Origin of the sequence: Streptomyces sp. NBC_00286 (assembly GCF_036173125.1) — a bacterium.
Lineage (GTDB): Bacteria > Actinomycetota > Actinomycetes > Streptomycetales > Streptomycetaceae > Streptomyces.
The window spans coordinates 495,548-521,390 of record NZ_CP108054.1 but is presented as its reverse complement, the minus strand read 5'-3'; the positions used below and the strand labels follow the sequence as shown (position 1 = coordinate 521,390).

The window sequence follows — 25,843 nt, the reverse complement described above, 5'->3', positions numbered from 1 at the left end:
ACCGCACCCTAACAGCGGGCTCTTCACCGGTGGAAAGTGGCCCCGCCTGCGCCACGAAAGGTTTGCTTAGTAGCGTAAAGACGCTTTATGTTTCTTAGCGTGATGCTGACCCGACGCGAACGCGAGATCATCGCGCTCCTGCGTCGCGATCCGCTCGCCGGGCCGCAGGCGATCGCGGATGCGATCGGGACTACGCGCTCCGCAGTGAACGTGCACCTGTCGAACCTGGGCAAGAAGGGCGCGATCCTGGGGCGCGGCTACATCCTGCGTCAGGAGAACGCGGTGGTGGTCATCGGCGGCGCGAACATCGACAACAAGGTCTGCAGCCTCGCGCCCGTCCAGCACCGTACGAGCAACCCCGGCCGGTCGAACACCACTCCGGGCGGGGTCGGACGCAACGTCGCGGAGAACCTGGCGCGGCTGGGCACCCCGACCCACCTCATCGCGGCGGTTGGGCGCGACGCGGCGGGCGGGCGGCTGCTCGGTGACACGCAGGCAGCGGGTGTGCGTGTGGACCATGTGCACCGCAGCACGCATCCGACCGGCACCTACACCGCGGTGCTCGATGCCGACGGGGACATGGTGGTGGCCATCTCGGACATGGCGGCCACGGACGCCCTCACGCCCCAAGACCTCCAGCACGCGCGGGAGCTCATCGCGAACGCGAGCCTGCTTGTACTCGACGGCAATCTCCCGGCCCCCGTGCTGACATACGCGCTGGACATCGCCCACCCCGCCGGTGTCCCGACCGTGATCGACCCGGTGAGCGCACCCAAGGCCGCACTCCTTGCCCCGCTGATCGCCCGGGAGCGGCCGATCTTCGCCCTCACTCCGAACCTGGAGGAGCTCGAGGCGATCACCGGCCGGCCCGTCGGCACCGAGGAGAAGGACGTGATCGCGGCCGCCGCCCTCCTGCACGAGCGTGGCGTGCGGCACGTCTGGATACGGCTCGGTGAGCGCGGCAGTCTGCTGAGCACCGCCGATGACGGCCATACGTTCCTCACCGCGCCGCCCGCCGACGTCCGCGATGTCACGGGCGCCGGCGACGCCATGCTCGGCGCCTTCGTACACGCACTGCTGGCGGGCAGCGAGCCGGTCGACGCGGCCCGCTACGGCCACGCCGCCGCGGCGCTGACGGTCGCCAGCGAGGCCACGGTGCGCCTGGACCTGACCCCGCGACTCATCGAGGACACCCTCAACGACCCGAGTTGGAGCCAGACATGACCGTCCCGCACCCCAGGCTGACCCTGACCGAGGAGGTTCGCGAGGCGCTGCACGACGGTCGCCCGGTCGTCGCCCTCGAATCCACCATCATCAGCCATGGCATGCCGTATCCGCAGAACGTGGAGATGGCCACCCAGGTCGAGGACATCATCCGGGCCGGCGGAGCGGTCCCGGCGACCATCGCCGTCCTGCACGGCCGGCCCTTCATCGGTCTGACCCAGGCAGATCTGGAACTGCTCGCGACCAGCACGGACGTGACCAAGGCCAGCGTGCGCGACCTGGCCTACGTGATGGCACGCGGAGGGCACGGCGCGACCACCGTCGCCGGCACCATGCGGCTCGCTGCCCTGGCCGGGATCAGTGTCTTCGTGACCGGCGGCATCGGCGGAGTCCACCGCGGCGCACCGGTGACCTTCGACGTCAGCGCGGACCTTACGGAACTCGCCGCCACCAACGTCGCGGTCATCAGCGCCGGCGTGAAGAGCATCCTCGACATCGGGCTCACCCTGGAGACACTGGAAACCCTGGGCGTGCCCGTGCTCAGTTACGGCACCGACGAATTCCCCGCCTTCTTCTCGCGCAGCAGCGGCTTTCCTTCCCCCATGCGAGTCGATTCGGCACGGGAGATCGCCGCTGTCATGCACGCCCGCTGGGACCTGGGCATCTCCGGCGGCGTCAGCGTCGCCAACCCCGTCCCCGAGGACGACGAAATCCCGGCGTCCCAGATCGACGGCATCATCGAACAGGCCGTCACCGAAATGGAGAAGGCCGGTATCTCGGGCAAGGAGGCCACACCGTACCTGCTGGGCCGCATCGTCGAACTCACCAACGGCGAAAGCCTGCGGACCAACATCGCCCTGGTCAAGAACAACGCCCGCCTCGGCGCACGGGTAGCGACCGAATACGCGGCCCTCCGGTAGGCCGCCCCTTCGCCACGGCCAGTGCGGTTTCCCCGAAACATGCCGAAGTTCGTGGGGCCGGAGAAGCCGAGGCGGCGGGCGAACGTGGCGACCGACTCGTCGGTGTGGGCGAGCAGGCGCTGGGCCTCCAGTGCGACGCGGGCGTCGATGACCTGCTTGACGGGCGGTCAGGTGGCGGCTCCCGTCCTACCGCCAGCGCTTGGGCATCCCCTGACGGAACCGCGGAGTCGCGCGTCCGCGAGAAGTCCGATTCCCGTGCCCCGAGGCCGGGCCGATACTCTCGCCATGATCGATCCCAACTGCCTGCGTTCTGGGGACGACTTGGACGTGGGTGGTGGACGGCGTCAGGCAAGCCGTGGGACATCCGGAGCGTCAGACGATTCGGCAGGGAGAGGGTAATGACCGTTCTCGACGGGATCCTCGCGGGAGTTCGCGAAGACCTGGAACAACGTAAGCGTGCGACGCCGTTGGCGGAGCTGCGCTCCCGGGCGGCAGACGCGGCACCCGCGCTCGACCCCCTGCCCGCTTTCCGCGCGCCCGGGGTGTCCATCATTGCCGAGGTGAAGCGAAAGAGCCCCAGCAAGGGCGCGCTGGCGGACATCCCCGACCCTGCGTCCCTCGCCGCGCAGTACGCGGCCGGCGGTGCCGCCGCGATCAGCGTGCTCACCGAGAGCAGGCGCTTCGGCGGCTCCCTCGCCGATCTGGACGCCGTACGTGCCCGGGTCGACGTGCCCGTCCTGCGCAAGGACTTCATCGTCGACCCCTACCAGCTGTGGGAAGCTCGCGCACACGGCGCCGATCTTGCGCTTCTCATGGTCGTGTCGCTGGACGACGGCCAACTCGCGGCTTTGATGGGGCTGTGCAAGGAGTTGGGTCTGACGCCGCTCGTGGAGGCGCACACGGCCGACGAAGTGCGGCGCGCCGGCGCCGCAGGAGCTGAGCTTCTCGGAATCAACGCGCGGGACCTGACAACGCTGGACGTGGATCGCACCGTGTTCGCCGACCTCGTGACGGGCATCCCCGAAGGCACGGTCAAGGTCGCGGAATCAGGAGTGACGGGCCCGAAGGACGTCGCGGAGTACCGCGGTTGGGGAGCCGACGTGGTACTGGTCGGCGAGGCACTGGTCCGCTCGGGAGACCCGCGCAGCGCCGTGCGCGAGTTCATCGGGGCTGCCGGGGCGTGATGGCGCATGGCTCGGCCAGCGGCACGCCTGGGAGGTGGCCGCGCCGCTCAGTAACTGGGCGCGGCCGAAGGGCCGTTCATGCTCGGATCTCATCGTGGCTCGGGCTCGGTGAGAGTCTGTGCGCACCAGATCGTCTTGCCGTCGGTGGTGTGCCGGGTACCCCAGCCCTGGGTGAGCTGGGCGACGAGCAGCAGGCCCCGGCCGCCCTCGTCGAAGGCGCGCGCCCGGCGTAGGTGTGGTGCGGTGCTGCTGGCGTCGGCGACCTCGCAGATCAGAGAACTGTCGCGAATCAGCCGCAGTTTGATCGGGGGCTCGCCGTATCTGATGGCGTTGGTGACCAACTCGCTGACGACCAGTTCGGTGACGAACGACGCGTCCTCCAGTCCCCAGGCCTCCAGCTGGTCGAGGGTGAACTTCCTGGCGAGCGGCACCTGCGAGGGGTCGGGTACGACATCCCAGTCGGCGACATGCTGGGGATCCAGCGCGTGAGTGCGAGCGAGCAGCAGGGCGGCGTCGTCGGTGCGGCGTTCGGGAAGCAGGGCGTCCATCACCGTGTCGCAGAGGCCGTCCAGCGAGGTGGCCGAATGGTTCAGGACTCGCAGGAGTTCGGCGATCCTCTGGTCTACGTCGCGCTCGCGGCTCTCCACCAGTCCGTCGGTGTAGAGGGCGAGCAGGCTGCCCTCGGGCAACTCGAGCTCCGTAGCCTCGAAAGGCAGTCCGCCGATGCCGAGCGGTGGTCCCGGCTGTGCGTCTACTGGGGTCCTGGTGCCGTCCGGGGAGATGATCAGCGGCAGCGGATGACCTGCGCTCGCCAGGGTGAAGCGGCGGGAGACCGGGTCGTAGACGGTGTACAGGCAGGTGGCGCCGAACTCGCCGGTCGGCTGGAAGCGGCCGGCGGGCTGGAGGTCGCTGGCGAGGTGGATGACCAGGTCGTCCAGGTGGGTCAGCAACTCGTCCGGCGGCAGGTCCACGTCGGCGAGCGTACGGACCGCCGTGCGCAGCCGGCCCATGCTCGCCGCGGCGTGCAGGCCATGGCCTACGACATCGCCGACGACCAGGGCGACCCGGGCCCCGGAGAGCGGAATGACGTCGAACCAGTCACCACCCACTTCCGCGCCGGTCCCGGCGGGCAGGTAGCGGGATGCCACCTCGACCGCCTCCTGACTCGGCAACTGCTGCAGCAGCAGACTGCGTTGCAGGGTCAGCGCGGTCGTGCGCTCGCGCGAGTACCGGCGGGCGTTGTCGATGGCGACGGCTGCCTTGGCGGTCAGCTCTTCGGCGAGGATCAGGTCGTCGGCGGTGAAGGCCTCGGGCCGGTCGCTGCGGGAGAACGCGACGACGCCGAGCAGCGCGCCGCGGGCCCGGAGCGGCACGGTGATCCGGCCGGTCAGCCCCTCCGCGGCCAGGGACTCGTCGATCAACGGGTTGCCCGGTGGCCAGTGGGCCGGGTCGGCGGCGAGCCCGGGCCCGAAGGCCCATTCGCCGCCCTCGCCGGGCTCAGCGGCGAGCTCAACCATGGAGCTGCCGGTGGCCATGCAGCGGGCTGCGACGGAACCGGGGGAGTGGCTGACCGGCATCGTGGGTCCGGGAGCCCGGTCGGTGTCCTCCTTGTCGTCTTTCGCGCTGTGCTCGGCGGCACGCCTGAGCGCGATGGTCTCGCCGGGGGTGAACGCGGACGCGGAGGGCGGTTCCTCTCCGCGCAGCACCTCGTCGAAGAGGTCCACGCTGACGAGGTCGACGAATCCCGGCACGGGGGTCCTGGCCAGTTCCTGGGCGGTGCCGATCACGTCGAGTGTCCGGCCGATGCCACGGGTGGCCTCGTTGAGCAGGAGCAGGCGCTGCCGAGCCCAGTACTCGGCGCTCATGTCGAATCCCCAGTTGGCGACAGCGCGGACCCTGCCCTCGGCATCCCGGACGGGCCAGAAGCTGGTGGCCCAGGCGTTGGCGTAGTTACTGCCGAGCGGGCGGAAGACGGTCATGAGACGCGCGGGCTTGCCCGTCCTCGCCACTTCGGCGAGCTGGTCGGTGTAGGGCTTGTCGTCCCTTTCGGGAAACATCTCGCGGTCGAATTCGGGAAACAGCTCGCGGTACTTCTTACCGAGCACTTGCTCCTCGGAGTGCGCTATCACCCGTCCCGAGGAGGCGTTGATCCACAGAAACCGCAGCTCAGGGTCGTAGACGCCCAGAGCGAAGGGGCACTGCTCGAAGGCCCGGTCGGCGATCACCGGGCGGCGTCCCCAGCGCTGGACGGTCACCGCATGGCCCAGCGCCCGCCCGTCGGGGCCTGACAGCGGATGAGTCGTCACCACGGCATCCACCGTGGATCCGTCCCGGTGGCGCAGAAGGATGAAACCGGTGGGGTCGGGTCCGGCGCCGTAGCCCTCGGGAAAGCCGGGTGGCGGGGGATCGACCAGCAGGTCGGTCACGGGGCGGCCGACGGCGTCCTCCGCCGTCCAGCCGAGCAGCAGCCGCCCTCCCTCGCTCCAGCCGCTCACCATGCCGTCCGGGCCCACCACGACAACGGCAGTGGGCGCGTCTTGTCTGCCGGCCATCTCCACGCGCCACGCCTCCGTCCGGACAGCCCTGCCCGTCAGGGCTGGTTTCCAGCCGCACCTTCCAGACTAGGTCCGCTTCCGCTCCACGGCGCCCCGGCCGCTGCGCCTGACCGCCGGGTGCGGGGCTGAGCGGGGCCGGCGCCCGCTCCCCGCTCTACGAAGCGCTGGAGGAGGCTCTGGCCCCTGACCTGGTACCGGATCTGCGCCGGAGCGGTCCTGGATCAGCGGTCCTGGATCAGTAGCCGTAGATCATCTTGTAGGCGACCTCGGGGAGGAACTGTCCGGCCGAGGAGCCGCTTCCGGCGCCGCAGTTGCCGTCGGACTCACCCGGGACCTTGATCCACAGGAGCATCTCGGCGCCTCCGCCCAGCTGGGTGGGGGTGCCGATACGGCGGCCTGAGGGATTGCACCACTGGCCGTTGGAGCCGTTGCCGTTGCGGCTGGTGTCCACGACGAACGGCTTGGTGTAGCCGTACCGGGCGCCGAGTTCCCTGTTGACGGCGTTGCCGTACGCGGTGTTCTCGGCCGTGGTCAGGTAGTTGGAGACGTTGAGGGAGAAGCCGTGGGCCTGTCGGAGGCCGGCTTCGTGGAGGCGTTGGGCCATGGTCGCCGCGCTCGCCCAGGCCGGGTTGCCGGCGTCGAGATAGACCCAGGTGTTGGGAGTCTGGCGGTTGAACTCGGCGAGCGCGCCGGTGAGCATGGCCTCGCGTTCGTCGATCTGGGCCTGGTTCATGCAGCCGTAGTCCCCGAGGGAGTCCGGTTCGAGGACGACGAGGGCCGGGCGGCCCGCGATTCCGCCCGCGAACTGGGCGATCCAGTTCATGTAGGCGGACGGCGAGGAGGCTCCGCCCGAGGAGTGCCCGCCGCAGTAGTCGCGGTTGTAGATGTTGTAGGCGACAAGGATGGGCAGCTTGTCCTGGGCGTCCGCGGCGCCCGCGTACGCGCCGGTGGCGGTGCCGATGGTGCCGCTCCAGGAGCCGAACCAGCGGGCTGTCGGAGTGTTGGCGATGGACGCGTTGATCGCGGGCGCCCGGCCGTCACCGGGGTTGGCGGCGACCCACCGCTTCGCGCTGGAGTCGGGGTCCACGTAGAACCCGTTGGTCATGGTCGTCGGGTCGGCCGCGTGCGCGGCCGGTGCGGCGGCGAGCGCCAGCGGCAGCGAGGCAAGTGCTGCCACCAGGGGGAGCAGTCTGCGGCGCATGACGGTACCTCGGTTTTCTGACAGGGATGCGTCGGATGGTCGGCGCTGAGCGTGGGGAGCGCTCCCATCGGATGCGCTCCGAGGGTTCTGGTCCGTGACTGGTCATCCGTGACTGGTCAAAAGGGTGGAATCGTGTGCTGCGAAGCCGAGTTGGTCCGCGCCTGGTCCGCTCGACCCCGCGCTCCGTCGCCGTAGGCGCGCTGATGTTGTCGCGTGACCCGGGCGGGCTCGGCCTTCCGCCGAGCCCGCCCCACCGGCTCTGCTCTGTAGCGGAGCCGGACTCGTGTCACGCCGTCAGCGCCGCAGTGTCAGCAGACCCGGCCGGTAGGGCCATTGGCCGTAGTCGCCGCCGGAGTTGGGATCGCGTCCCTGGTAGAGGAACTGCAGGTTGCAGGGATCGACGGTGAAGGTCTGATCGGCGCTGGCGCGGATCAGTTCGCCATGACTGATGTCATTGGTCCAGGTGGCGCCGCTGTTGGCTTTGCCGGCGAAGGGATTGCTCTCGGTCGCGGCCTGGGGTGTCCATGAGCCGTTCAAACTGGTGGCCGTGAACGAGCGGAAGTAGCGGCCCTGCGAGCCGATCGCCTCGACGATCATGAGGTACCGGTTCTGGCCCTGGAGCTTGTAGACCTGCGGGGCTTCGAACAGGTTGTTCCTCGTATCGCTCATGATCGTTGTGTAGTTCGAGCCGAAACTGCTCGGGAAATTCCCGATGGGCATGCTGGCCCGGTAGATCTTGCCGTTGTCACCGGCGAAGAACAGGTACATGTTCGAGCCGTCAGCGATGAGCGTCTGGTCGATGGGTCCCGTTCCGGAGTCGGGGAGGCTTCCGGAGAAGAGCGGCTGCTCCGCTGACCAGCCATTCGGGTTGGTGGGGTCGCTCGACGTCCGGTAGGCGAACTGGGTCCGTCCCCACTGGTAGGCGAGCACCCAGATGTTCTTCGGCGCGAAGTAGAAGAGCGTGGGCGCGACGGTGGAATTCGACATCGCGTTCTGGCTGGCCGAGGCCATCTCCGGCCAGTTGGTGAACAGGCCGAAGTTCATCGAGCCCCAGCCCGACCCCTGTCCCACGCCGTGCGTCGTCGCATAGACGAGGTGCTTGCCGTTGTACGGGGCGACGGTGAAGTCCTTGAGCGAGGCCCACCCAGGCCTGGGCTGCGCAAGCGCGCCCGTCGATGACCAGCGGTATGTCGACGGAAGGTCACACTGGCCGGGGTTGCCGCTGCCGACCTTCACGAGCTGCCACTGCTGGTTGGTGCCACCCCAGTCGTCGTACTGGACGATGTTCGCGTTGTCGGCGGTGGAGCCGCCTTGTACCTCGAGGGCCTTGTTGCTGTGGCGTGCGATGAGCCGCACGTAGCCATCCGAGCTGTCGGCCAGCCGGAACTGCTGGTTGGTGCCATTCAGGTCGGCCCACTGGACGATCGAGCCGCCGTTGGCGGTTGAGAAGTTATGGACGTCCAGCACCTTGCCGGAGTGGCGGGACTTGATGCGGTAGTAACCGCCGCCGGAGTCGACGAATTGCCACTGCTGCTGGTTCTGATCGTTCCGGGTCCACTGCGTGATGCGGGCGCCGTCGCTGGTCGCCCTGTTGTAGACGTCAAGGGCCTTGCCGCTGCTGCGGTTGACCAGCACATACGAGGCGTTGGGGTCTACGGCCGCCCGCGCAGCCGCGCCGGAGGGCTGGGCACCGAGGAAGGTAGCCACGAGCAGCAGGGGCGCAAGGACGGCGAGCAAACGTCTTGGACGGACCGGGGACGGGTGGCGAAACCACATCAGAGGGCCTCCGTTCGGGGGCGGGGGGTGAGGTGACACCGAGGAAGCGCGGAGCGGACGTGCCCGGGGACAGGGCATCTCGAATGTTTCGAAGAATTCCCCGATGCTGTGACGCCACAAGCTAGGAATGCAGGGCACTCTGGTCAAGGCCTGTCACTGATCTGTCCATAAACAGCGCCTCCCGTGTGGGATTGACGAGCTGTCTCGGGCTTCCTGAAAGTTTCGGAGGATGAACCGAAACTTCTTCTGCGGGGAGTATTGACGATCCATCGTCAATACTTCAATCTCCCTGTCTGGGAAGCGGGCCTTAGTTCGAGATATCGAACCAGGTCGCCCTAAGCAATCTGTGCTGCACGACAGATCCGTGCACAGCTGCACGGCAGATCCGCGCACCAAAGCACCTTCGCCACCCCCGTTCGTTCCGGTGAGGTTCGCACCAGCGCATCGTGGCTCTTCGCGCGGTTGGAGAGGTACGCGACGCCGCGTGGCGGCCCCCGGCTGAGCCGCGATGGAGGTACCCCCATGCCTGTGTCGGAACACCGCCGCCGCCCGCCGTAGGACACCCGGCGGCCGGCCGGGTGCCGTCCGTACCGGTTGAGATCGGCCCGGTCCCATCACCGCGATGTCCGGTGATTCCGTGCTGCCCGGATTCCGGCCCGCCCCGTTCGTCTGCCGAGTGAGCGCGGACGACGCATCCCCCTGCGCTCCAGTCCTTCCGTTCCTTCCGTGACTTCTACCTTGGAGGCACAGCCATGGGCTCGTATGCCCTTCCCAGATTCGCTTTCCGCCGGAAGGTCCGCGTCCTGCTGTTGGCGCTGATCGTCGGAGTCCTCGGTGCGGCCGCCACGCTCGCCGCGCCGCCACCGGCCGCACACGCCGCCGAGAGCACGCTCGGTGCCGCGGCGGCGCAGAGTGGCCGCTACTTCGGAACCGCCATCGCCTCGGGCAGGCTGGGCGACTCGACGTACACGTCGATCGCCAACCGCGAGTTCAACTCGGTGACGGCCGAGAACGAGATGAAGATCGACGCCACCGAGCCCCAGCGGGGCCAGTTCAACTTCACCGCCGGTGACCGCGTCTACAACTGGGCGGTGCAGAACGGCAAGCAGGTGCGCGGCCACACCCTGGCCTGGCACTCCCAGCAGCCCGGCTGGATGCAGAGCCTCAGCGGCAGCAACCTGCGCCAGGCGATGATCGGCCACATCAACGGCGTGATGGCCCACTACAAGGGCAAGATCGCCCAGTGGGACGTCGTGAACGAGGCCTTCGCCGACGGCAATTCGGGAGCCCGGCGCGACTCCAACCTGCAGCGCACCGGCAACGACTGGATCGAGGTCGCCTTCCGCACCGCGCGCGCCGCCGACCCGGCCGCCAAGCTCTGCTACAACGACTACAACGTCGAGAACTGGACCTGGGCCAAGACCCAGGCCATGTACAACATGGTCCGCGACTTCAAACAGCGCGGCGTCCCGATCGACTGCGTCGGCTTCCAGGCCCACTTCAACAACGACAGCCCGTACAACCCCAACTTCCGCACCACCCTGCAGAGCTTCGCCGCCCTCGGTGTGGATGTGGCCGTCACCGAGCTCGACATCCAGGGCGCCTCGCCCAACACCTACGCCGCCGTGACCAACGACTGCCTGGCCGTCCCGCGCTGCCTCGGCATCACCGTCTGGGGTGTGCGCGACAGCGATTCCTGGCGACCGCAGCACACGCCGCTGCTGTTCAACTCCGACGGCAGTAAGAAGCCCGCCTACAACGCGGTCCTCAACGCACTCAACGGCGGCTCCTCCACGCCTCCTGGGAATGCCGGACAGACCAAGGGCGTCGGTTCAGGCCGCTGCCTGGACGTGCCGAACTCCAGCACCGCCGACGGCACCCAGGTCCAGCTGTGGGACTGCAACAACGGCACCAATCAGCAGTGGACGCACACCGCCTCGGGCGAGCTCAGGGTCTACGGCAACAAGTGCCTGGACGCCGCCGGCACCGGCAACGGCGCCAAAGTCCAGATCTACAGCTGCTGGGGCGGCGACAACCAGAAATGGCGCCTCAACTCCGACGGATCCATCGTCGGCGTCCAGTCCGGCCGCTGCCTCGACGCCGTCGGAGGCAGTACCGCCAACGGCACCCTGATCCAGCTCTACTCCTGCTCGAACGGCAGCAACCAACGCTGGACCCGCGCCTGATGGGACCTGCCACAGACGAAAGGGCGAGTCGATGAAGACCTTCGGTGCGGCTTCCCCCCCTCCACGCAGACATCGCTGGTGGTCCCGGGTCGCCGCCGTGGTGGCTGCGACCCTCGCGATCGGCATGCTCACCGCGGTGAATCCGGCGCCCGCCGAGGCGGCGACGGTGGACACCAATGCCTGGTACGTCCTGGTCAACCGCAACAGCGGCAAGGCGCTGGACGTCTCTGGCACGTCCACCGCCGACGGCGCGCGGGTCAGCCAGTGGACGCGCCACGACGGAGCCAACCAGCAGTGGCAGTTCGTGGACTCCGGCGGCGGCTTCTACCGCCTCAAGGCCCGGCATTCGGGCAAGGTTCTCGACGTGGCCGGCGCCTCGACCGCAGACGGTGCCGCGCTCCAGCAGTGGGCCGACCACAACGGGGCCAACCAGCAGTTCCGCCTGGCCGACTCCGACGCGGGCCACGTCCGGCTGATCAACCGCACCAGCGGCAAGGCGGTGGAGGTGCAGGGCGCCTCGACCGCCGACGGCGGCAACGTCGTCCAGTACTCCGACTGGGGCGGCGCCAACCAGCAATGGCAGATGGTCAAGCTGTCGTCCGATGGCGGCGGCGAGGGCGCATGCGGCAGCGCTCCGACTCTGACGAGCGGTACGCACACGATCCAGAGCGGCGGCAAGAGCCGCAGCTTCATCCTCAGGGTTCCCCCCAACTACGACAACAACCACCGCTACCGGCTGATCTTCGCGTTCCACTGGCGGGGCGGAACCGCCGGCGACGTCGCCTCGGGCGGCACGAGCGGGAACGCCTGGTCCTACTACGGCCAGCAGGAACAGTCGAACAACAGCGCAATCCTCGTCGCCCCCCAGGGCCTCGGCAACGGCTGGGCCAATTCGGGCGGTGAGGACGTCACCTTCGTCGACGACATGATCCGGCGCATCGAGGGCGGCCTCTGTGTCAACCCGGCACAGCGTTTCGCCACGGGATTCAGCTGGGGCGGCGGTATGAGCTACGCACTCGCTTGCAGCCGGGCGAACGCCTTCAGGGCCGTCGCGGTCATCGCCGGCGCTCAGATCAGCGGGTGCAGCGGCGGCAGCCAGCCCATCGCCTACTTCGGAATCCACGGCATCAGCGACAACGTCCTCAACATCGGGCAAGGACGGTCCCTGCGCGACAAGTTCGTCGCCAACAACGGCTGCACTGCCCAAAGCCCGCGCGAGCCCGGGCCGGGCAGCCGAACGCACATCACCACCACCTACTCGGGCTGCCGTGCCGGATACCCGGTCCAATGGGCCGCGTTCGACGGAGGCCACATACCCGGTCCGGTCGATGGCTCGCCCAACGAAAGCGGCGTCACCACCTGGACCAAAGCAGAGATCTGGAGGTTCTTCGCACAGTTCCAGTGACACACCCGCACCACGGAGTGGAGCCAGGATCATCCTGGCTCCACTCCGGCTACGTCCGGCAATGGTCCGGATCTTGATCCGTGAGCGGGACCGATCACGCCACCGTGAATCCGTCGAACGTGGCGATGCCCCGTGCGCCGTTCCAGCCGTTGGCCGCGGTCATGAAGACCCCCACGTCCTGTGCGGCCGCCGCGCCTCCCGGCGTGGCCGTGCCCACCGTCGTCCAGGTGACGCCGTCCGCGCTGGCTTCCCCGATGTACGAGGCGCCGGACCTGGTCAGCCGCAGCCGCACCGGCGCGGTGAAGGAGCCCGACAGCGCGATCGAGTCGAAACGGCCGTCACCGTCGGCGTCCCAGCTCAGCGCGCAGCCGTTGGACGGCGTGACCGCCAGGTTCACATAGCCCACGCTGCCCTGAGCGCCCAGGTCGTTGCGGACGACGAGGCCCGCCCGTGCCCAGCCCCCGGTCGCGTCCTGGGACGTGACCATGACCTCGGCCACGGTTCCGTCGCCGTACGCGCCCGCCCGGTACACCGCCCCGAACTCGTTGGTGGCGCCCCACAGGTCGGCCCCGGCGCCCTCGACGGCGATCTCGTCGCCGGCCTGACCGAACACGGCGTCGTTGTAGGAGACCGTGCGGTACGGGTCGCCGATCCCGGCCGCGGCCATCAGCCGTACCGGCGCCACCGCCTTCCCGCCCCCCGCGTACGCCGCCGCTGCGACGACACGACCGACCAGTTCCGTCGGCTCACCCGCAAGAGAGACCTCGAAGCGAGCGGCGACCGTCTCGCCGGACGCCACCGACGCCGTGCGCACCGGATCGAGCGGCTTCACCGCCATGCCCTCGGGGGCGGTGACGGAGAGGGTCACGCCACGTGCCGCCGCGAACCCGTTCCTGTTGGTGAAGGTGACCGTCACCGTCGCGGGCGTGTCCTCGGCCACCGCTCCCCGGTCGGTCCCCGCGGTGAGGGCCGCCTGATGGGGAGTCGCGGCCAGCAGGTCGCGCACGCGGCGGGCCAGGGCGTACGGGGAGCCGTGGGGCTCGGTCGGGTGTGTCTCGTGCGCGTGAGCCCAGCGGTCCTCCAGGGCGAACCAGTCGATCGTCGCCGGGTCCTTGCCCGTGGCGAGTCCCTTGGCGAGCGCGTCGAAGTACGTCTTCCAGCGGGTCCGGTACAGGCCGCCGACCAGCCCCGCCCACTCCCGGTTCGCGTAGTCGTGCAGGCCCTCTTCGCTGCTGGCGCGTCCGCCCCAGGTGGTGAGGAGAGAGCGGGCGTCGTATTCCAGGCGGTCCTTCTCGGTGCGGTCGGCGCCCCAGGAGCGTGCGTCGGCGAGCCACCGCCCGAGCAGGTGCGGGCCGGAGGCCGCCAGCAGATCGTCGAGGAGGTTCATCCAGTGCAGCCAGGTCCCGGTCAACCTGCCGAACAGGGCCCTTTCCCCGGCCTCGTACGCGGCCTTGATCTGCGGCAGCAGGACCCGGCTGCGGTTGGACAGGACCTGCCGGGCCACGTCGACGACGTCGTAGCGATACGCCGAGCTGTCCCTCAACTCCACGCGTACGGCAAGGAGTTCGGTGAGCGCGGTGTCGAAGGCGGTGGTGTCGTAGCGGTCCTTCTCCGGGCCCCAGGAGGCGGCCTTGTTAGCCGTCAGGCTCGGACGGGCGCCGAACAGGCCGTCGGGCGCCTCGCTCCAGGAGTCCGCGCGGGACATGTTGTACGCGGTGCCGCGGATCGTCTGCCAGGCCGCGGCGGCGTGCCGGTCGGGGCCGCCGTAGCGGGAGAGGGCGTAGGCGGCGAACCAGTCGTCCAGGTCGATGACGCCGGGTGTCCAGGCCAGGTCGGTGAGGAGGGCGAGGGCGGGTGCGTTGTTGTCGGCGGCCTCCGGCATCGCCGCGATCCCGGCGAGCGCGCTGCCTTCCTTGTCACGCCACTTGGGGTACTGCTCCACCCAGTCCGGGGCGTTGGCGCCCATCGGGGTGTGGCCGCCGAAGTTCCAGATACTGCCGAAGGCGTATGGGGTGCCGTCCCAGTCGCTTTCGCGGTCGGTGACGGTGGTGTAGCGGTCGGACAGGCCGTCGACGATCAGCATCCGGGATTTGTCGACGCCGTCGAGAAGCGCCTTGGACGGGTTGGACTGCCAGCCCAGGATGGCCCAGATCGCGCCCGGGTGAGCCTTCTGGAGCGCCCCTTCGACGGCTGCCGCGGCTTCGTCCACCGGAACGTCACCGGGGTTGCCGCCCTCGTGCAGCAGGTCCATCTTGTACATCGTGCTGTCGCCGAACCGCTCCGACTGGGCCCGGTAGAAGGCGGCGGACACCTCGTCGAAGGCCGTCGTGCGCGGGTCGAGCCAGTCGGGTCGCTTGAAGGCTCCCCAGTCGCCCTGGGGGACCACGGCCGCGTCCCCGCCGTGTTTGGCGACGAAGTCGTCCGGCACGGTGCCGAAGTAACCGGGCAGCACCGGTGTCATGCCCAGTGCGCGCACCCGGTCGGTGATCTTCCGGGCGAGATCGGCGCGCCTCTCGATGAGCCGCCTGGACACCGGGCCGCCGAACCCCGACATGTTCTGCAGCAACCACCACGGCTGATGGGCCGGTGCCGGAATCCACGCCCGCATCTCGGCGTCCGAGTAGCCGAACTGCCGGAAGGTGTCGTAGTAGACGGCGTCGCCGCCGGTGTAGACCAGCACCCTGTTGATGCCGTGCAGCGCGAGCACGTCCAGCTCGCGCTCCCACGCGTCCCAGTCCCGGTAGGGGCCGGTGTAGCCGTCGTTGGTGTCGTTGAGGGCGAACCGGTGCGGCACGTTCGCCGATCCGGCGATCTCCCCGTCGGGGGCGGGCAGCAGCCTGGGGAGGTTCAGCTGTTCGCCGTTCCAGGAGATGTCGGCCTTCGCCACCCGCGCGAGATAGGTGTTGAGGCCGGTGAGCAGCACCGCCGGGCTGGTGCCCTCCACGGTGATCGCCCCGGCCCGGCCGGTGACCTTGAACCGGTCGGCACTGCCGGCGTCCAGCGCGCGCAGCGTCACCTGCCGGTGGTGGTCGGGAAGCAGGCGTCGCAGCGCGACCGATGCGGGGGTCGTGTCGAACGGCTTCGCGGCCTTGTCCGCAGCCGCTGGTGCGGCGTGGGCACCTGGCTGCGGGGTCAGCAGCACCACTCCGCCGAGCGCGGCCGCTCCGGTCAGCAGGCGTCTGCGGCTGAGGCGTTGATTGCCTGTCATGAACGTCCTCTCAGAACTTTTCGGATCTTCCGAGCCGCGGTGCGATGTGATGGTCGCACCGCGCCGCGGCTCGGTTCAGGCGACGGTCATCGCGAAGATGTGCAGAGCGGGGCCACCGCTCGACAGGCCGTCGCTGACCTTCGGCAGCACGACGGAGTGCAGTTCCTTGTCCTCCAGCTCGACGCCGAAGGTGTAGAGGCTGACCGGGTTGTTGTCCTGGCCCGAGGGGGTGTTGCGGTACGGCAGGACCGCCGCGGCCGCGGAGTTCGCCGAGTACCAGTCGGGGACCTCGACGGAGAAGGCCTGCTCCGTGCCGTCCGCGTACACGACCTTCCCTGGCCCCTTGCCGTCGCCCCAGGTGGAGGTGCCGAGGAAGGCCAGCCGCGAGCCGGTGCCGGACAGCCGTACGGTCTGCCCGGAGGACACCACGTTGTCCTTGGCCCCGGGCTCGGTGTCCGGCCAGGTGAAGGGGGTCCCGCCGTAGGTGACCGAGGCCCCGGGAGTCAGTCCGACCGAGGCCAGCGCCTGGGCGGACAGGCTGGAACGCGAGCCGTCGATGTCGGCGGTGGTGGTGGCGTCGTCGGAGGAGATGCCGGCGTTGTCGAAGGCACTGGCCAGCGAGCGGTACGGCAGCCTCAGTGACGAGGTGGCGCGGGTGCAGTCGGAGCCGTGCCGGTGGACGTCGAAGAGCGCGTGGGCGGTGCACGCGATGCGGCCCTCGGCGTCGTCTGGGAGCCGGGTCCGCCAGGTGCGGGTGACCGACCGTCCGGGGGCGAGGCCGCCGAGGCCGTCCGACTCCGCGATGTCGCCCACGGCGAGGTAGAGCACGGTGCCGCGCAGGGTAATGCCAGTGGTGTTCTTGAGGGTGGCGGTCAGGGACACGGCCTGGCCCGGCCCGGGGGTGGCCGGGGTGACGGTGAGGGAGACGGGCGGCGGGAGGAAGTCCTGTTCGGGGCGGTAGGCGGCCTGGGCGAGGCGATGGGTTGTCATCTCGTCTCCACTGAGAAGTGGTCGAACACGGCCTGCACGGTGGTGCCGGGGTAGTTGAGGTTCACGGCGCTTGCCACCACGCCGGCATCCAGGGCGCCGCTCGCGGAGGGGACGTTCACGCTCGCGATCTCGATCCAGGAAAGACCGCTGTTGGTGCTGGAGTACGCGGTGTACGTGGTGCCGTCGCGGACCAGGCGCAGCCAGGCGGGGTGGGTGGAACCGCCGCCACCGGCCCAGGTGTCGAGCCGTCCGTCGCCGTCGCTGTCGGTCATGAACTCCAGGCCGAACGACTTCGACATGGTGAGTACGGCATAGCCGCCCTTCTCCGGAGCGGTCAGGTCGTTGGCGACCGCGATCCCGTACTTGGCGGTGGGGTTGTCGCTGCCGGTGAGGCTGACCGTCTTGACCTGCACCACGCTCGCCGCGGCAGCAGAGCCGGGAAGGCGGATGCCCCCTTTCTCGTCGGTGCCGCCGGAGAAGTCGCGGCCGCCCGCCCAGATCACCAACTGGCTGCCGTACTGGCCGAACTCGGCGTCGTCGGTGGTGGCGAACGTCCGGTACGGGTCCCGCACCCCGTTGGGCTCGTAGGGCACCGTGACCGTCTTCGCGGACCGCGCGCAGTCGCTGCTGCGCCCGTCGACGTCGAAGACCACGTGCGCGGTGAACGACACGTTCCCGGCCACGTCGGCCGGCATCGCCGTCTCCCAGCGCCGGGTTGTCCTCGCGCCGCGCCGCAGGTCGCCGAGCGGGATGGTCTTCGCCGCCGTGGTGGCGCCGGGGTCGATCAGGTGGAGCACGGCGTTGCGGAGCGGGAAGGGGCAGTCGTTGGTGAGGACCGCGGTGGCGGTGACCGTGTCACCGCCGGCCGGCTCGGCGGGTTCCGTGGTGACAGTGAGCGTGGGGCCCAGGGTGTCGAACTGGGTACCGTTCCTGATTCCCATGCCGCTCACCGGGCCCAGTCGACGGTGAAGACGTTGGCGATGTCGCTGGGCAGGGAGGACGGGACGGTGATGTTGATCTTTCCGTCACGGCGGGTCCACCGCAGACTGCCGCTCTTGCCGAGCAACCGGATCCGGGAAGTGGCGCTGATGGGGATGTCGCCGGGCACCGAGAGGGTGCCGCTGGGCGCGCCCAGCACGATGATGTTGAACTTGCCCGGGGAGACGGTGTAGCGGACGCCGAGCGAGCCGCCCTCCTCCTCCGCCCGCACCCAGGGCGTGGACCCGTAGATCGCCGGGCCGTTGACCTTCAGCCAGGCGCCGATGTCCTTCAGCCGCTCCTGCATGATCTCGGGGATCGTGCCGTCCGGCCTGGGCCCGATGTTGAGCAGCAGGTTGCCGTTCTTGCTGACCACGTCGGCGAGCAGCTGGATCAGGAACTCGGAGGTCTTGTAGTCCTCGTCCGGCTCGTGCTTGTTGTAGCCCCAGGAGTAGCCCATGGTCATGCAGCACTCCCACTTCTGCGGATCCATCGTGGGGTTGGTGCGCTGCTCGTACGTCGCGAAGTCGAAGTGGGTGTCGAACCGGTCGTTGATCACCACCCCCTTGGGGTGCCTGCGGTTCTTGGCCTGGTTGTAGTAGTGGGCCAGGGGTTCCTCACTGCGCCACGGCGGTTCGCCCGTCGGCCGGAACCACTGTCCGTCCGCCCACAGCAGCTCCGGGTCGTAGCGGTCGATGATCTCGTAGAGCTGCTCGAGCTCGTAGTCGCCTATGTAGTCCTCGACCGGCTTGTAGCCGGTCATCGGGATTTCCTCGTCGGTGTAGAAGTTGCGCATCGGCCGGCCGATCGCCGGGTTGAAGTACTCGCCGAGCGAGTAGTACAGGCCTGGCCGCACGGTGCCGCGCTTGCGGGCCGCGGTCATCAGCTCACCGACGAGGTCGCGCTTCGGGCCGTACGCCACGGAGTGACGGTCCGTCACCTTGCTGGGGTAGAGGGCGAATCCGTCGTGGTGCTTGCTGGTCAGCGCGAAGTACTCGGCGCCCGCCTGCTCGAACAGCTTCACCCAGGCGTCGGGATCGTACTTCTCGGCCTTGAACTGGGGGATGAGGTCGTCGTAGGTGACGTCCTCGCCGTAGGTGTCGCGGTGATACTTCCACTCGGCGGTGTCCTTGGTGCTCTGGTACCAGAGGTACCACTCGGAGGCACTTCTCGGCGTCGCGCCGGCGATCACCGAGTAGATGCCCCAGTGGATGAAGATGCCGAACTTGGCGTCCTTGTACCAGCGCGGCACGGGATGGGTGTCGAGGGACGCCTTGGTGGGCTCGTAGTCGGGAATGCCCGCGGCGCGGGGCGTCGCCCCTCGGGCGAGGGCCTGGGCGGTGCCCGGCGGGGCGAGCAGCACCGCGCCGCCGAGGGCTGCCGCGGTGGTCATGAACTGTCTACGGTCGACTGCCATGAATGTGCCTCTCACTCGTGGGTGGAGAAGGAGTCAATGAGTGCGTCAGGAACAGCCGCGGCCGAGCCCGAGCGCGGTGAGGTCGATGGAGTCGGCGAAGGCCTTCATCCCGGCGTCGTTGGGATGCAGATGGTCGCCCGAGTCGTACGCCGCGCCGAGCCGCCGCGGATCCACCGGGTCCCGTACCGCCTTGTCGAAGTCGGCGTAGCCGTCGAAGACCCCTCCGGAGTCCCGGACGAACGCGTTGACCTGCTGCCGCCGGGCCTCCGTCGCCTCGCTCCAGCCGCCCCAGGTGAAGTCCTTGTACGGCGTGATCGTGGCGGCGACGACCCGCATCCCGCGCTGGTGCGCCCGGTCGGCGATCTCCGTCATCCCGGCGATGATCTGCTCGGCACTCGCCCCGCCGAGGTCGTTGATGCCCTCGAAGAGGATCAGGGTCCTGGCCCCCGGCTGGGAGAGCACGTCCCGTTCGAGGCGGTCCAGGGCCGAGGGGTTGGTCGCGGTACCGGCGGTGATCCGGTTGCTGGTGATGCCCGCGTTGAGCACCCCGGCGCCGGGCCGGCAGGCGTTCAGCCGGGCGGAGAGCAGGTCGGGCCAGCGCTGGTTGGTGTCGGGCGTCGAGAAGGACCCGTCGGTGATGGAGTCGCCGAGCGCCACCACCGACCGGGCACTCGGCGCGGTCACATCGACGCCGCTGAGGAAGGGCCAGCTGGTGGTGGTCCAGGTGAAGGCGTCACCGGCGGTGTCGGCCGCGTGGTCGCCCGCCCCGTAGTCCGTCCAGTAGACGGTCTGCTGCGCCCACCAGTGATCGGTGATGTGCGTCACCTGGCCGGGCAGATGGAGACTGACCACCAGGTCGGCCAGGGCCGGCACGGCGAGCCGGACCGGATCGCTGACCGCCTCGCCGCCCGCCGGGATCGTGACCTCGTGCTTCCCGCCGAACCGCACGTCGTACGGGCGCGCAACGGCAGAACCCCCATCACGCAGGCCCACGGTCGCGTGCCCGATCGTCACCGGGTCGGTGGCGTAGGCGTTGGTCAGGCGGATGCGTACGGAGGAGCCGCCGACGCTGGTGTGCACCGGCATCCGTACCGTCACTTCGGACATCCCCGAGACTTCGTAGTGCTCGCTGGCCGCCGTCGCCCAAGTTCCCGTCCAGCCGCGCCGATCGTCCTGCTGACCGGCCTCGGCGGGCGCGACCGTCCCCGCCACGAGACCCATGACCGCGAGCAGCAGCACGGTGAACCTGCCGCGTGTCGAACGCATCCCGCTCACGGGCATCAGGCACCGCCGCCGCAGGTCAGCCTCGCGTCGGCCCAGTCGGCATGGTCCGTGGAGACATCGCCGTCTCCGTCGACCAGCAGGTCCAGCCAGCGGGCGCCGGTCACGTCCACGTCGATCGCGGCGCCGCCGTCGGAGCCGTACAGCACCGGGCTGTCGAACAGGGAGCGGCCGTCTGCGATCACCTCGAAGGAGACGCTGCCGTTGTCGCCGACCTCGTCGTCCACCCCGGCGGTCGCGGTGAACCGGGTGCAGCCGCCGCCGAGATAGACCCGGACCTGGCTGTTCGCGTGCACGCCGAGGCCCTTGTCGTACGAGGTGCCGCCGACCGAGAGCGTCCGCCCGTCGCCCGCCGCGGACTCGCCGTTGGAGGCGTCCTTCTCGACCGGACCCCAGCCGTTGACCGCCTTGGCCAGGGTCAGGTCGCTGACATAGGCGTCGGCGGACAGCCCCGGCGGCGGCACCTGCACGGCCCGTACACCCGTGACGGTGCCCGGACGGCCGGGCTGTGTGAGCGTGGCGGTCGCGGACAGGACGGCGTAGTGGACCGGGTCGCCGGGCGGGGTCACGGTGTAGGCCGCGGTCACCGTGTCGCCGGGCCGGACCCGGGCGAAACGGGTGGTGTCGTCGGTGGTCGCGGTCCATCCGTCGGGCGTCGTCAGCGTCAGCTGTACGTCCCGAGCCGTGGGCGCGCCCTTCGGCACGGTGAGCGACACGGGAACCTCGGTGGCGGTACCGGTGTTCAGGAACGGCTCGGCGTCGACGGTGACATGGGCGCCAGCGGTCGGCATGGCGTAGGTCTTGGCGTCGTACGACGGCGCGGCCACCGTACCGACCTTGATCCCGCCCGCCGTGGCGCCGAGATCGACGAGCTTGGCGGAACCCGGGCCCGCGCCGCCCTCGGTGGACCACGCGGCCAGGGCGATGGTGTTCGTGCCCTGTTCGCGCAGGATGCCCTTGGGGATGACGAAGCGTGTCTGGGGTCCGGTGTCCGGCAGGTAGCGGCCGATCAGCCAGCCGTTGACGAAGATCTGGGCGCGGTAGCCGGTGCTGCCGCCGTCCGCTTCGGCGAGATCGAGTGCGACCGCGTTGTCCTGGCCCTGCGGCAGGTCGAGCCGCGCGGAGGTGCGGTACCAGCGCACGCCGGGTCCGGTCTTCTCGGTGCCCGCCGCCAGGGTGCTGCGCTTCCAGCCGCCGTCGGGGTAACCGGACAAGGACCAGCCGGCCCGCTCCCCGTACAGCCCACCGTTGTTGTACGGGCCCCGGGCGGTGTCGACCGGATCTTCGCCTCCCCGGCTGCCCTGGATCTTCCAGGTGAAGGTGGAGGCCCCGCCGATCACCTCGGCGCCGAGCAGACCGCGCGGCTCCTTGGAGTAGTCGTGGCCCCATTCCTCGTTGTGGCCCGCGTTCTCGACGAGCACGGAAAGGACGTTGTCGCCTTCCGCCTTGAGCGTCCCGGCCGGGATGTCGAAGGTGTGCGCGCCGTCGCCGGAACTGCCGAGGTAGCTGCCGTTGAGCCAGACCGCGTACTGGCCGGTCGGGCCGGTGTTGGCGTTCAACGCGAGCGCGGTCGCCCGGCCAGTGGTCTTGAACCGGCCGCGGTACCAGACGTTGCCGTGGTGGTAGCCGTACTCGTCCATCGCGAGGACCGGCAGCGACCCGGCCAGGTCTGGGTTGTTGGCGGTAAGGTGGTCGGCGGTGGTCCAAGTGGAGTCGTCGAAGCCGGGGGCCGCCTCCGGCGCCTCCTCCTTGTACTTCCACGTCGTCAGCTCAGGCAGCTCGACCGGGCGCGGCGCCTGGGTGACGGCGACCTTGCGGCCGTTCCAGGTCACCTTCTTGGCGTCCGCGATGACCTCGATCTTCGCGGCCTCGGTGGAGTCGCCGGTCAACTTCAGAGTGCCGTCCGCCTGTTCGGCCGTACGGACGAGGGAAGGGCCTCGTACGAGAACCGGGCCCGCGGCGGTGTCCTGCCGCCACCAGTGGGCGGTCTCGGCGGTGTCGGCGATCAGCAGTTCCATGCCGTTCACCAGCACCCGGGCCAGGCCCTTGTGCGTGTAGTTCAGCCGCAGGTCACCGCGTTCGGCGTCCCAGGTGGTGGTGACATCGCCGTCGAGGACGGTGACCTTCGGCCGCTCGGCGTACCGCAGCACGGTCTCGCCGGCCTCGCCGTCACGCCCGTACAGCAGCGCCACGTCCCGGTCGGCGATCCGGGCGTGCGTCATGATCTCCGAGGTGGAGTAGACGAGCCGCTGGTCCTCGCGCAAGTCATAGCCCGCGACGAGGAGTTTGGCGTCCCGGCCGTCGACGGTGATCGTTCCCTGCTGGGGTACGCGCGGATACTCGCCGTCCGCGCCCTTCAGCGACAAGGTGGTCTCGTCCTTGTCCTTCACGCGGGTGTCGGCGTGCCGGACGGTGAAGAACTGGGTTCCGGCGTCGGGATTGACGCGCCGGTCGATGCGCAGGGCGTCGTCGGACGGGGCGGGGGCCTCGGCCTTGTCGGTGCGTGCCAGCGAGGTCACGGAGTTGACCATGTATCCGAGGCGCTTGAACTCCTGGTATTTGTCGGTCAGTTGGCGGGACTCGTTGATCGGGGCCCCGTAGTCGTACGACGTGTAGACCGCGTTGGGATCGGCGAGCCAGCCCCAGTTGGTGCCGCCGTACGTCATGTAGAAGGACTGGCCGCTCACCCCGGCGGCGATGTTCATCTTGCTGAACACCCGGGTGAAGTCGGTGCCGGTGAGCTTCGCGCAGTCCTGGTATCCGGTGCCGCCCCAGGGGTCGAAGGCGCCGCCCTGTGCCTCCGGGATGATCAGTGGGGACTCGGGCTTCCACTCATTGACGTACGAGTAGTCGGGCAGGTTCTTCCAGGTGTCGGGGTCCTTGCAGTCGAAGCCCTGCGGATAGGCGTCGAAGCCGTAGATGTCCGGGGCGCCCTTGCCACTGACCCAGTTCTTGTTGGCGCCGCCGTCGTTGACGAAGGTCGGGACGTCGATGCCGTCCTGGCGCGCCCAGTCGATGAGGGTCTGCATGTAGTCGGCGTCCTGGCGGCCGCCCTGGTACTCGTTCTCGATCTGATAGAGGATCACATTGCCGGTGCCACGGGTGAGTTGGTGCCGCGCGATGATCGGGTTGATCCGGCTCATCCACTCCCGGGCCGCCTTCATGTACTCCGGCTCGGAGGTGCGGTTCACGCCGGCCTGTGTCTTGCGCCATGCGGGCATGCCGCCGCCGGAGACCTCCGCGTTGATGTACGGGCCCGGCCGGGCGATCACATACAGGCCCGCGCGCTCGGCCTCGTTCAGCAGCCGCTCCACGTCACGGGTGCCGGTGAAGTCGTACGAGCCCGGCTTGGCGGAGTGGAAGCCCCAGTCGAAGTAGAGCGAGACGGCGTTGAATCCGCCCGCCTTGATCTTCTGCAGTACGTCCCGCCACGCGTCGGGGCTGGGCAGCCGGAAGTAGTGGAACTCGGCGCCCCAGATGTACAGGGGTTTGCCGTCGACCTTCACGGAGTACTGGTCGTACGTGACGGTGCGCGGGGCCTGGGCCTGCGGCTCCGCCTGAACCGGTTCCGCGGCGGCACCTGTGCTGGTCAGGGGCATGACAGACAGAGCTCCGGCGAGCAGCAGAGATCTCCACTTGCCCCTCATGACGTCAGCCCCTTCACGACGGCCGCCCGCGCGGTCTCGATGTCGCCGACGTCCTTCGTCCGGCCGTCGAGGTTCCGGGTCGCGGTGGTGAGGGCCTCGGTCAGGGCCTCGCTGTCGGCGCCGCCGTCCTTCTTCCGCAGCTGGGCGATGAGTTCGTAGTCCTCGATGCCCTCCTTCAGCTGCTCCCAGCGGATGCTGGACATCGGGCCGTCCCTGCCCGGGTAGACCAGGTACTCGTCGCCCTGCGTGAAGACGTGCACCGGCTGCTTGAAGGGGTCGCTGGTCCAGCTGTTGTACGACCAGCGCAGGAAACCGTCCAGATTCCGCTGGGCGGAGATCCACGGCAGCATCCGCGACTCGACGGCCGGCGAGTACGACAGCGTGTTCGGGTGGGCCGGCGAGCCGTACACGTAGAAGGTCGTGGTCTTGCCTGCCTTGCGCCGCTCCGCCACCTTCTCCTTCGTCATCGCGTCGATGCCGCCCCAGTCGACGGACAGGTTGGACGCGACGCCCTCGGTGCTGATCGAACCGGCGACGGAGATACGGTCGTCGAAGACCGGTGCGACCTCGTGGACGAAGTCCTTGACGACCGTCATGGTGTCGATGGGCCGCTCGTCGAACGACAGCCAGGTGTCCTCCAGCCAGCCCTTCGCCTTCAAATGCTTCTCGAAGGCGGGCAGGAACGCTCCCCACGCCTCCCGCCAGCGGTCCCCGCCCAGGTCGACGTTCTCGTAGACGGTCTTGCCGGTGCGGGTGTCGGTGTAGGTGAGGTGCTCCTGGTCCTGGAACGCCAGCATGGAGAAGGCACCGATGTCGGGCCCGAGACCGGCGCGTCTGGCGGTCTGGACGTATTTGTCCCAGCGGCCGAAGTCGAAGGAGAACGTCTTTCCGTTCCAGCTCCAGCCCACCATGCTGGTGTACGGCGTGGCGGTCTGCGATTCCCGGGTGCCGAGTGACCACTGGTGGTGCCAGGGGTTGTCGACGATGGTGGTGTTGATGACCTTCTGGCCGCGTGACGCCAGATCGCGGTTGTACTTCTCGATCAGCTTCCAGTGCCGGTCGGACCAGAGCCTGACGCCGTGGTTCTTGGCCATCGTCTCCGGCTGCGCCCATATGTCGAGGAAGAAGTCGTAGTCCTCCGGGTCGGGCACACTCGCGTCCGCGACTTCGATGGTCAGCGGGTAGGTGGTCTGGGTACGGCCGTCGGCGTTGACCTTCACCGTGCCGGTGTAGGTGCCGGGCCGGGCCTTCTCGGGGATCTTGAAGGTGAACCACAGCGGCTGTGCCGCGTACGCGGGTACGTCGACAGAGGACCGCTCCTCGAGCGCGTCGCCGACCACATCGGGGTTGCGGTCGCCGGACACCTCCTTGCCGGAGCTGACCTGGTCGATGGTGGCGGACCAGTCGACCTCGCTCTTGGAGCGCTGCACGGGCACGTACTTGACGAACCGGACCTGGGTGTCGTCGCCGGACAGCTTCGCGCCGCCGGGCCCGGTGAGGTCGCCGACCACGGCCTTGACGTCGTCGAGATCCTGGCCGGAGGCGATCGCCAGTTGCGCCGAGACCTGCTCGTTGCGCACGGCGGAGAGCTTGAGCTCCTTGGTGTCCTTGCCCTGGATGGCGGTCATGGGGTAACGCGGGACCCGCTCCTCCGCGGAGCCGGCGAAGGAGCCGGTGGGAACCCAGGTGATGGTGTCCCTGGTGCCCATGGCGTCGGCGACCTTGACGGTCAGCCAGGTGGTGGTGGCCTTGGAGTTGAGGTCGGTGCCGGTGGTCGTACCCGTGGTACCGGTGACGGCGATCGCGGTGGTGCTCGCGGCCACGACTACGCCCGCGACAAAGCCGGCGACAGCTGAGGACGTACGTGCCAT

General features: G+C 69.2%; 15 protein-coding genes and 1 pseudogene. 5 read left to right on the top strand and 11 right to left on the bottom strand.

Annotated elements, in window-relative coordinates; translation table 11 throughout:
* The first annotated feature begins 102 nt into the window (after window positions 1-102).
* Together OHT21_RS02460 and OHT21_RS02455 are read left to right on the top strand one after the other, a co-directional pair.
* Window positions 103-1,224: a carbohydrate kinase gene (locus OHT21_RS02460; protein WP_328773937.1), complete on the top strand. Its 1,122-nt coding sequence runs from the start codon at window positions 103-105 to the stop codon at window positions 1,222-1,224.
* Entirely contained in the window at window positions 1,221-2,144 is a 924-nt protein-coding gene (locus OHT21_RS02455; protein ID WP_328766508.1) for a pseudouridine-5'-phosphate glycosidase, read from the top strand. Before OHT21_RS02460 ends, OHT21_RS02455 begins: the two co-directional genes overlap by 4 nt.
* A 5-nt stretch (window positions 2,145-2,149) precedes the next feature.
* Here the strand turns inward: OHT21_RS02455 and OHT21_RS02450 are convergent.
* Window positions 2,150-2,308: pseudogene (locus OHT21_RS02450) on the bottom strand (AraC family transcriptional regulator); the annotation flags it as partial.
* A gap of 234 nt (window positions 2,309-2,542) precedes the next feature.
* On the opposite strand from OHT21_RS02450, the gene trpC reads away from it, so the two are divergent.
* On the top strand, window positions 2,543-3,328 hold the full coding sequence (gene trpC, locus OHT21_RS02445; protein WP_328766507.1) for an indole-3-glycerol phosphate synthase TrpC: 786 nt from the start codon (window positions 2,543-2,545) through the stop codon (window positions 3,326-3,328).
* Between the two features lie 89 nt (window positions 3,329-3,417).
* Here the strand turns inward: trpC and OHT21_RS02440 are convergent, their stop codons facing one another.
* The 3 genes from OHT21_RS02440 to OHT21_RS02430 form a co-directional block, all read right to left on the bottom strand.
* Window positions 3,418-5,880 (bottom strand): SpoIIE family protein phosphatase, encoded by a 2,463-nt coding sequence (locus tag OHT21_RS02440; protein ID WP_328766506.1) that lies wholly within the window; start codon window positions 5,878-5,880, stop codon window positions 3,418-3,420.
* Between the two features lie 238 nt (window positions 5,881-6,118).
* Window positions 6,119-7,084, bottom strand: coding sequence for a glycoside hydrolase family 6 protein (locus tag OHT21_RS02435; RefSeq protein WP_328766504.1), 966 nt, complete (start codon window positions 7,082-7,084; stop codon window positions 6,119-6,121).
* 294 nt (window positions 7,085-7,378) lie between these two features.
* Window positions 7,379-8,860 carry a non-reducing end alpha-L-arabinofuranosidase family hydrolase gene (locus OHT21_RS02430; protein ID WP_328766503.1) on the bottom strand — a complete coding sequence of 494 codons (1,482 nt, stop codon included), beginning with the start codon at window positions 8,858-8,860 and terminating at the stop codon, window positions 7,379-7,381.
* A 752-nt stretch (window positions 8,861-9,612) separates the two neighbouring features.
* Here OHT21_RS02430 and OHT21_RS02425 point away from each other — a divergent pair.
* Window positions 9,613-11,046 (top strand): endo-1,4-beta-xylanase, encoded by a 1,434-nt coding sequence (locus OHT21_RS02425; protein WP_328766501.1) that lies wholly within the window; start codon window positions 9,613-9,615, stop codon window positions 11,044-11,046.
* 97 nt (window positions 11,047-11,143) lie between these two features.
* Window positions 11,144-12,451 carry an RICIN domain-containing protein gene (locus tag OHT21_RS02420; RefSeq protein ID WP_328766499.1) on the top strand — a complete coding sequence of 436 codons (1,308 nt, stop codon included), beginning with the start codon at window positions 11,144-11,146 and terminating at the stop codon, window positions 12,449-12,451.
* Window positions 12,452-12,545: 94 nt separating this feature from the next.
* Here OHT21_RS02420 and OHT21_RS02415 read toward each other — a convergent pair whose 3' ends face one another.
* From OHT21_RS02415 to OHT21_RS02385, 7 genes are all read right to left on the bottom strand, one after another.
* Window positions 12,546-15,659: an alpha-N-acetylglucosaminidase gene (locus tag OHT21_RS02415; protein WP_328766498.1), complete on the bottom strand. Its 3,114-nt coding sequence runs from the start codon at window positions 15,657-15,659 to the stop codon at window positions 12,546-12,548.
* A gap of 75 nt (window positions 15,660-15,734) precedes the next feature.
* On the bottom strand, window positions 15,735-16,649 hold the full coding sequence (locus tag OHT21_RS02410; protein ID WP_328766496.1) for a beta-glucosidase: 915 nt from the start codon (window positions 16,647-16,649) through the stop codon (window positions 15,735-15,737).
* Window positions 16,646-17,590 carry a hypothetical protein gene (locus OHT21_RS02405; protein ID WP_328766495.1) on the bottom strand — a complete coding sequence of 315 codons (945 nt, stop codon included), beginning with the start codon at window positions 17,588-17,590 and terminating at the stop codon, window positions 16,646-16,648. Before OHT21_RS02405 ends, OHT21_RS02410 begins: the two co-directional genes overlap by 4 nt.
* Before the next feature lie 5 nt (window positions 17,591-17,595).
* A complete protein-coding gene (locus OHT21_RS02400; protein WP_328766494.1) occupies window positions 17,596-19,044 on the bottom strand; it encodes an alpha-L-fucosidase in 1,449 nt (482 codons plus the stop codon).
* A 45-nt stretch (window positions 19,045-19,089) separates the two neighbouring features.
* On the bottom strand, window positions 19,090-20,310 hold the full coding sequence (locus OHT21_RS02395) for an SGNH/GDSL hydrolase family protein (protein ID WP_328766493.1): 1,221 nt from the start codon (window positions 20,308-20,310) through the stop codon (window positions 19,090-19,092).
* A 14-nt stretch (window positions 20,311-20,324) separates the two neighbouring features.
* Entirely contained in the window at window positions 20,325-23,924 is a 3,600-nt protein-coding gene (locus tag OHT21_RS02390) for a beta-galactosidase (RefSeq protein WP_328766491.1), read from the bottom strand.
* A gap of 44 nt (window positions 23,925-23,968) precedes the next feature.
* On the bottom strand, window positions 23,969-25,843 hold the full coding sequence (locus OHT21_RS02385; RefSeq protein WP_328766490.1) for a DUF4091 domain-containing protein: 1,875 nt from the start codon (window positions 25,841-25,843) through the stop codon (window positions 23,969-23,971).

Excerpts from the sequence above, each read along its gene's own strand:
- OHT21_RS02460 (WP_328773937.1), top strand. The coding sequence starts at position 103 with ATGCTGACCCGACGCGAACGCGAGATCATCGCGCTCCTGCGTCGCGAT.
- OHT21_RS02455 (WP_328766508.1), top strand. The coding sequence starts at position 1,221 with ATGACCGTCCCGCACCCCAGGCTGACCCTGACCGAGGAGGTTCGCGAG.
- trpC (WP_328766507.1), top strand. The coding sequence starts at position 2,543 with ATGACCGTTCTCGACGGGATCCTCGCGGGAGTTCGCGAAGACCTGGAA.
- OHT21_RS02440 (WP_328766506.1), bottom strand. The coding sequence starts at position 5,880 with ATGGCCGGCAGACAAGACGCGCCCACTGCCGTTGTCGTGGTGGGCCCG.
- OHT21_RS02435 (WP_328766504.1), bottom strand. The coding sequence starts at position 7,084 with ATGCGCCGCAGACTGCTCCCCCTGGTGGCAGCACTTGCCTCGCTGCCG.
- OHT21_RS02430 (WP_328766503.1), bottom strand. The coding sequence starts at position 8,860 with ATGTGGTTTCGCCACCCGTCCCCGGTCCGTCCAAGACGTTTGCTCGCC.
- OHT21_RS02425 (WP_328766501.1), top strand. The coding sequence starts at position 9,613 with ATGGGCTCGTATGCCCTTCCCAGATTCGCTTTCCGCCGGAAGGTCCGC.
- OHT21_RS02415 (WP_328766498.1), bottom strand. The coding sequence starts at position 15,659 with ATGACAGGCAATCAACGCCTCAGCCGCAGACGCCTGCTGACCGGAGCG.
- OHT21_RS02410 (WP_328766496.1), bottom strand. The coding sequence starts at position 16,649 with ATGACAACCCATCGCCTCGCCCAGGCCGCCTACCGCCCCGAACAGGAC.
- OHT21_RS02405 (WP_328766495.1), bottom strand. The coding sequence starts at position 17,590 with ATGGGAATCAGGAACGGTACCCAGTTCGACACCCTGGGCCCCACGCTC.
- OHT21_RS02400 (WP_328766494.1), bottom strand. The coding sequence starts at position 19,044 with ATGGCAGTCGACCGTAGACAGTTCATGACCACCGCGGCAGCCCTCGGC.
- OHT21_RS02395 (WP_328766493.1), bottom strand. The coding sequence starts at position 20,310 with ATGCGTTCGACACGCGGCAGGTTCACCGTGCTGCTGCTCGCGGTCATG.
- OHT21_RS02390 (WP_328766491.1), bottom strand. The coding sequence starts at position 23,924 with ATGCCCCTGACCAGCACAGGTGCCGCCGCGGAACCGGTTCAGGCGGAG.
- OHT21_RS02385 (WP_328766490.1), bottom strand. The coding sequence starts at position 25,843 with ATGGCACGTACGTCCTCAGCTGTCGCCGGCTTTGTCGCGGGCGTAGTC.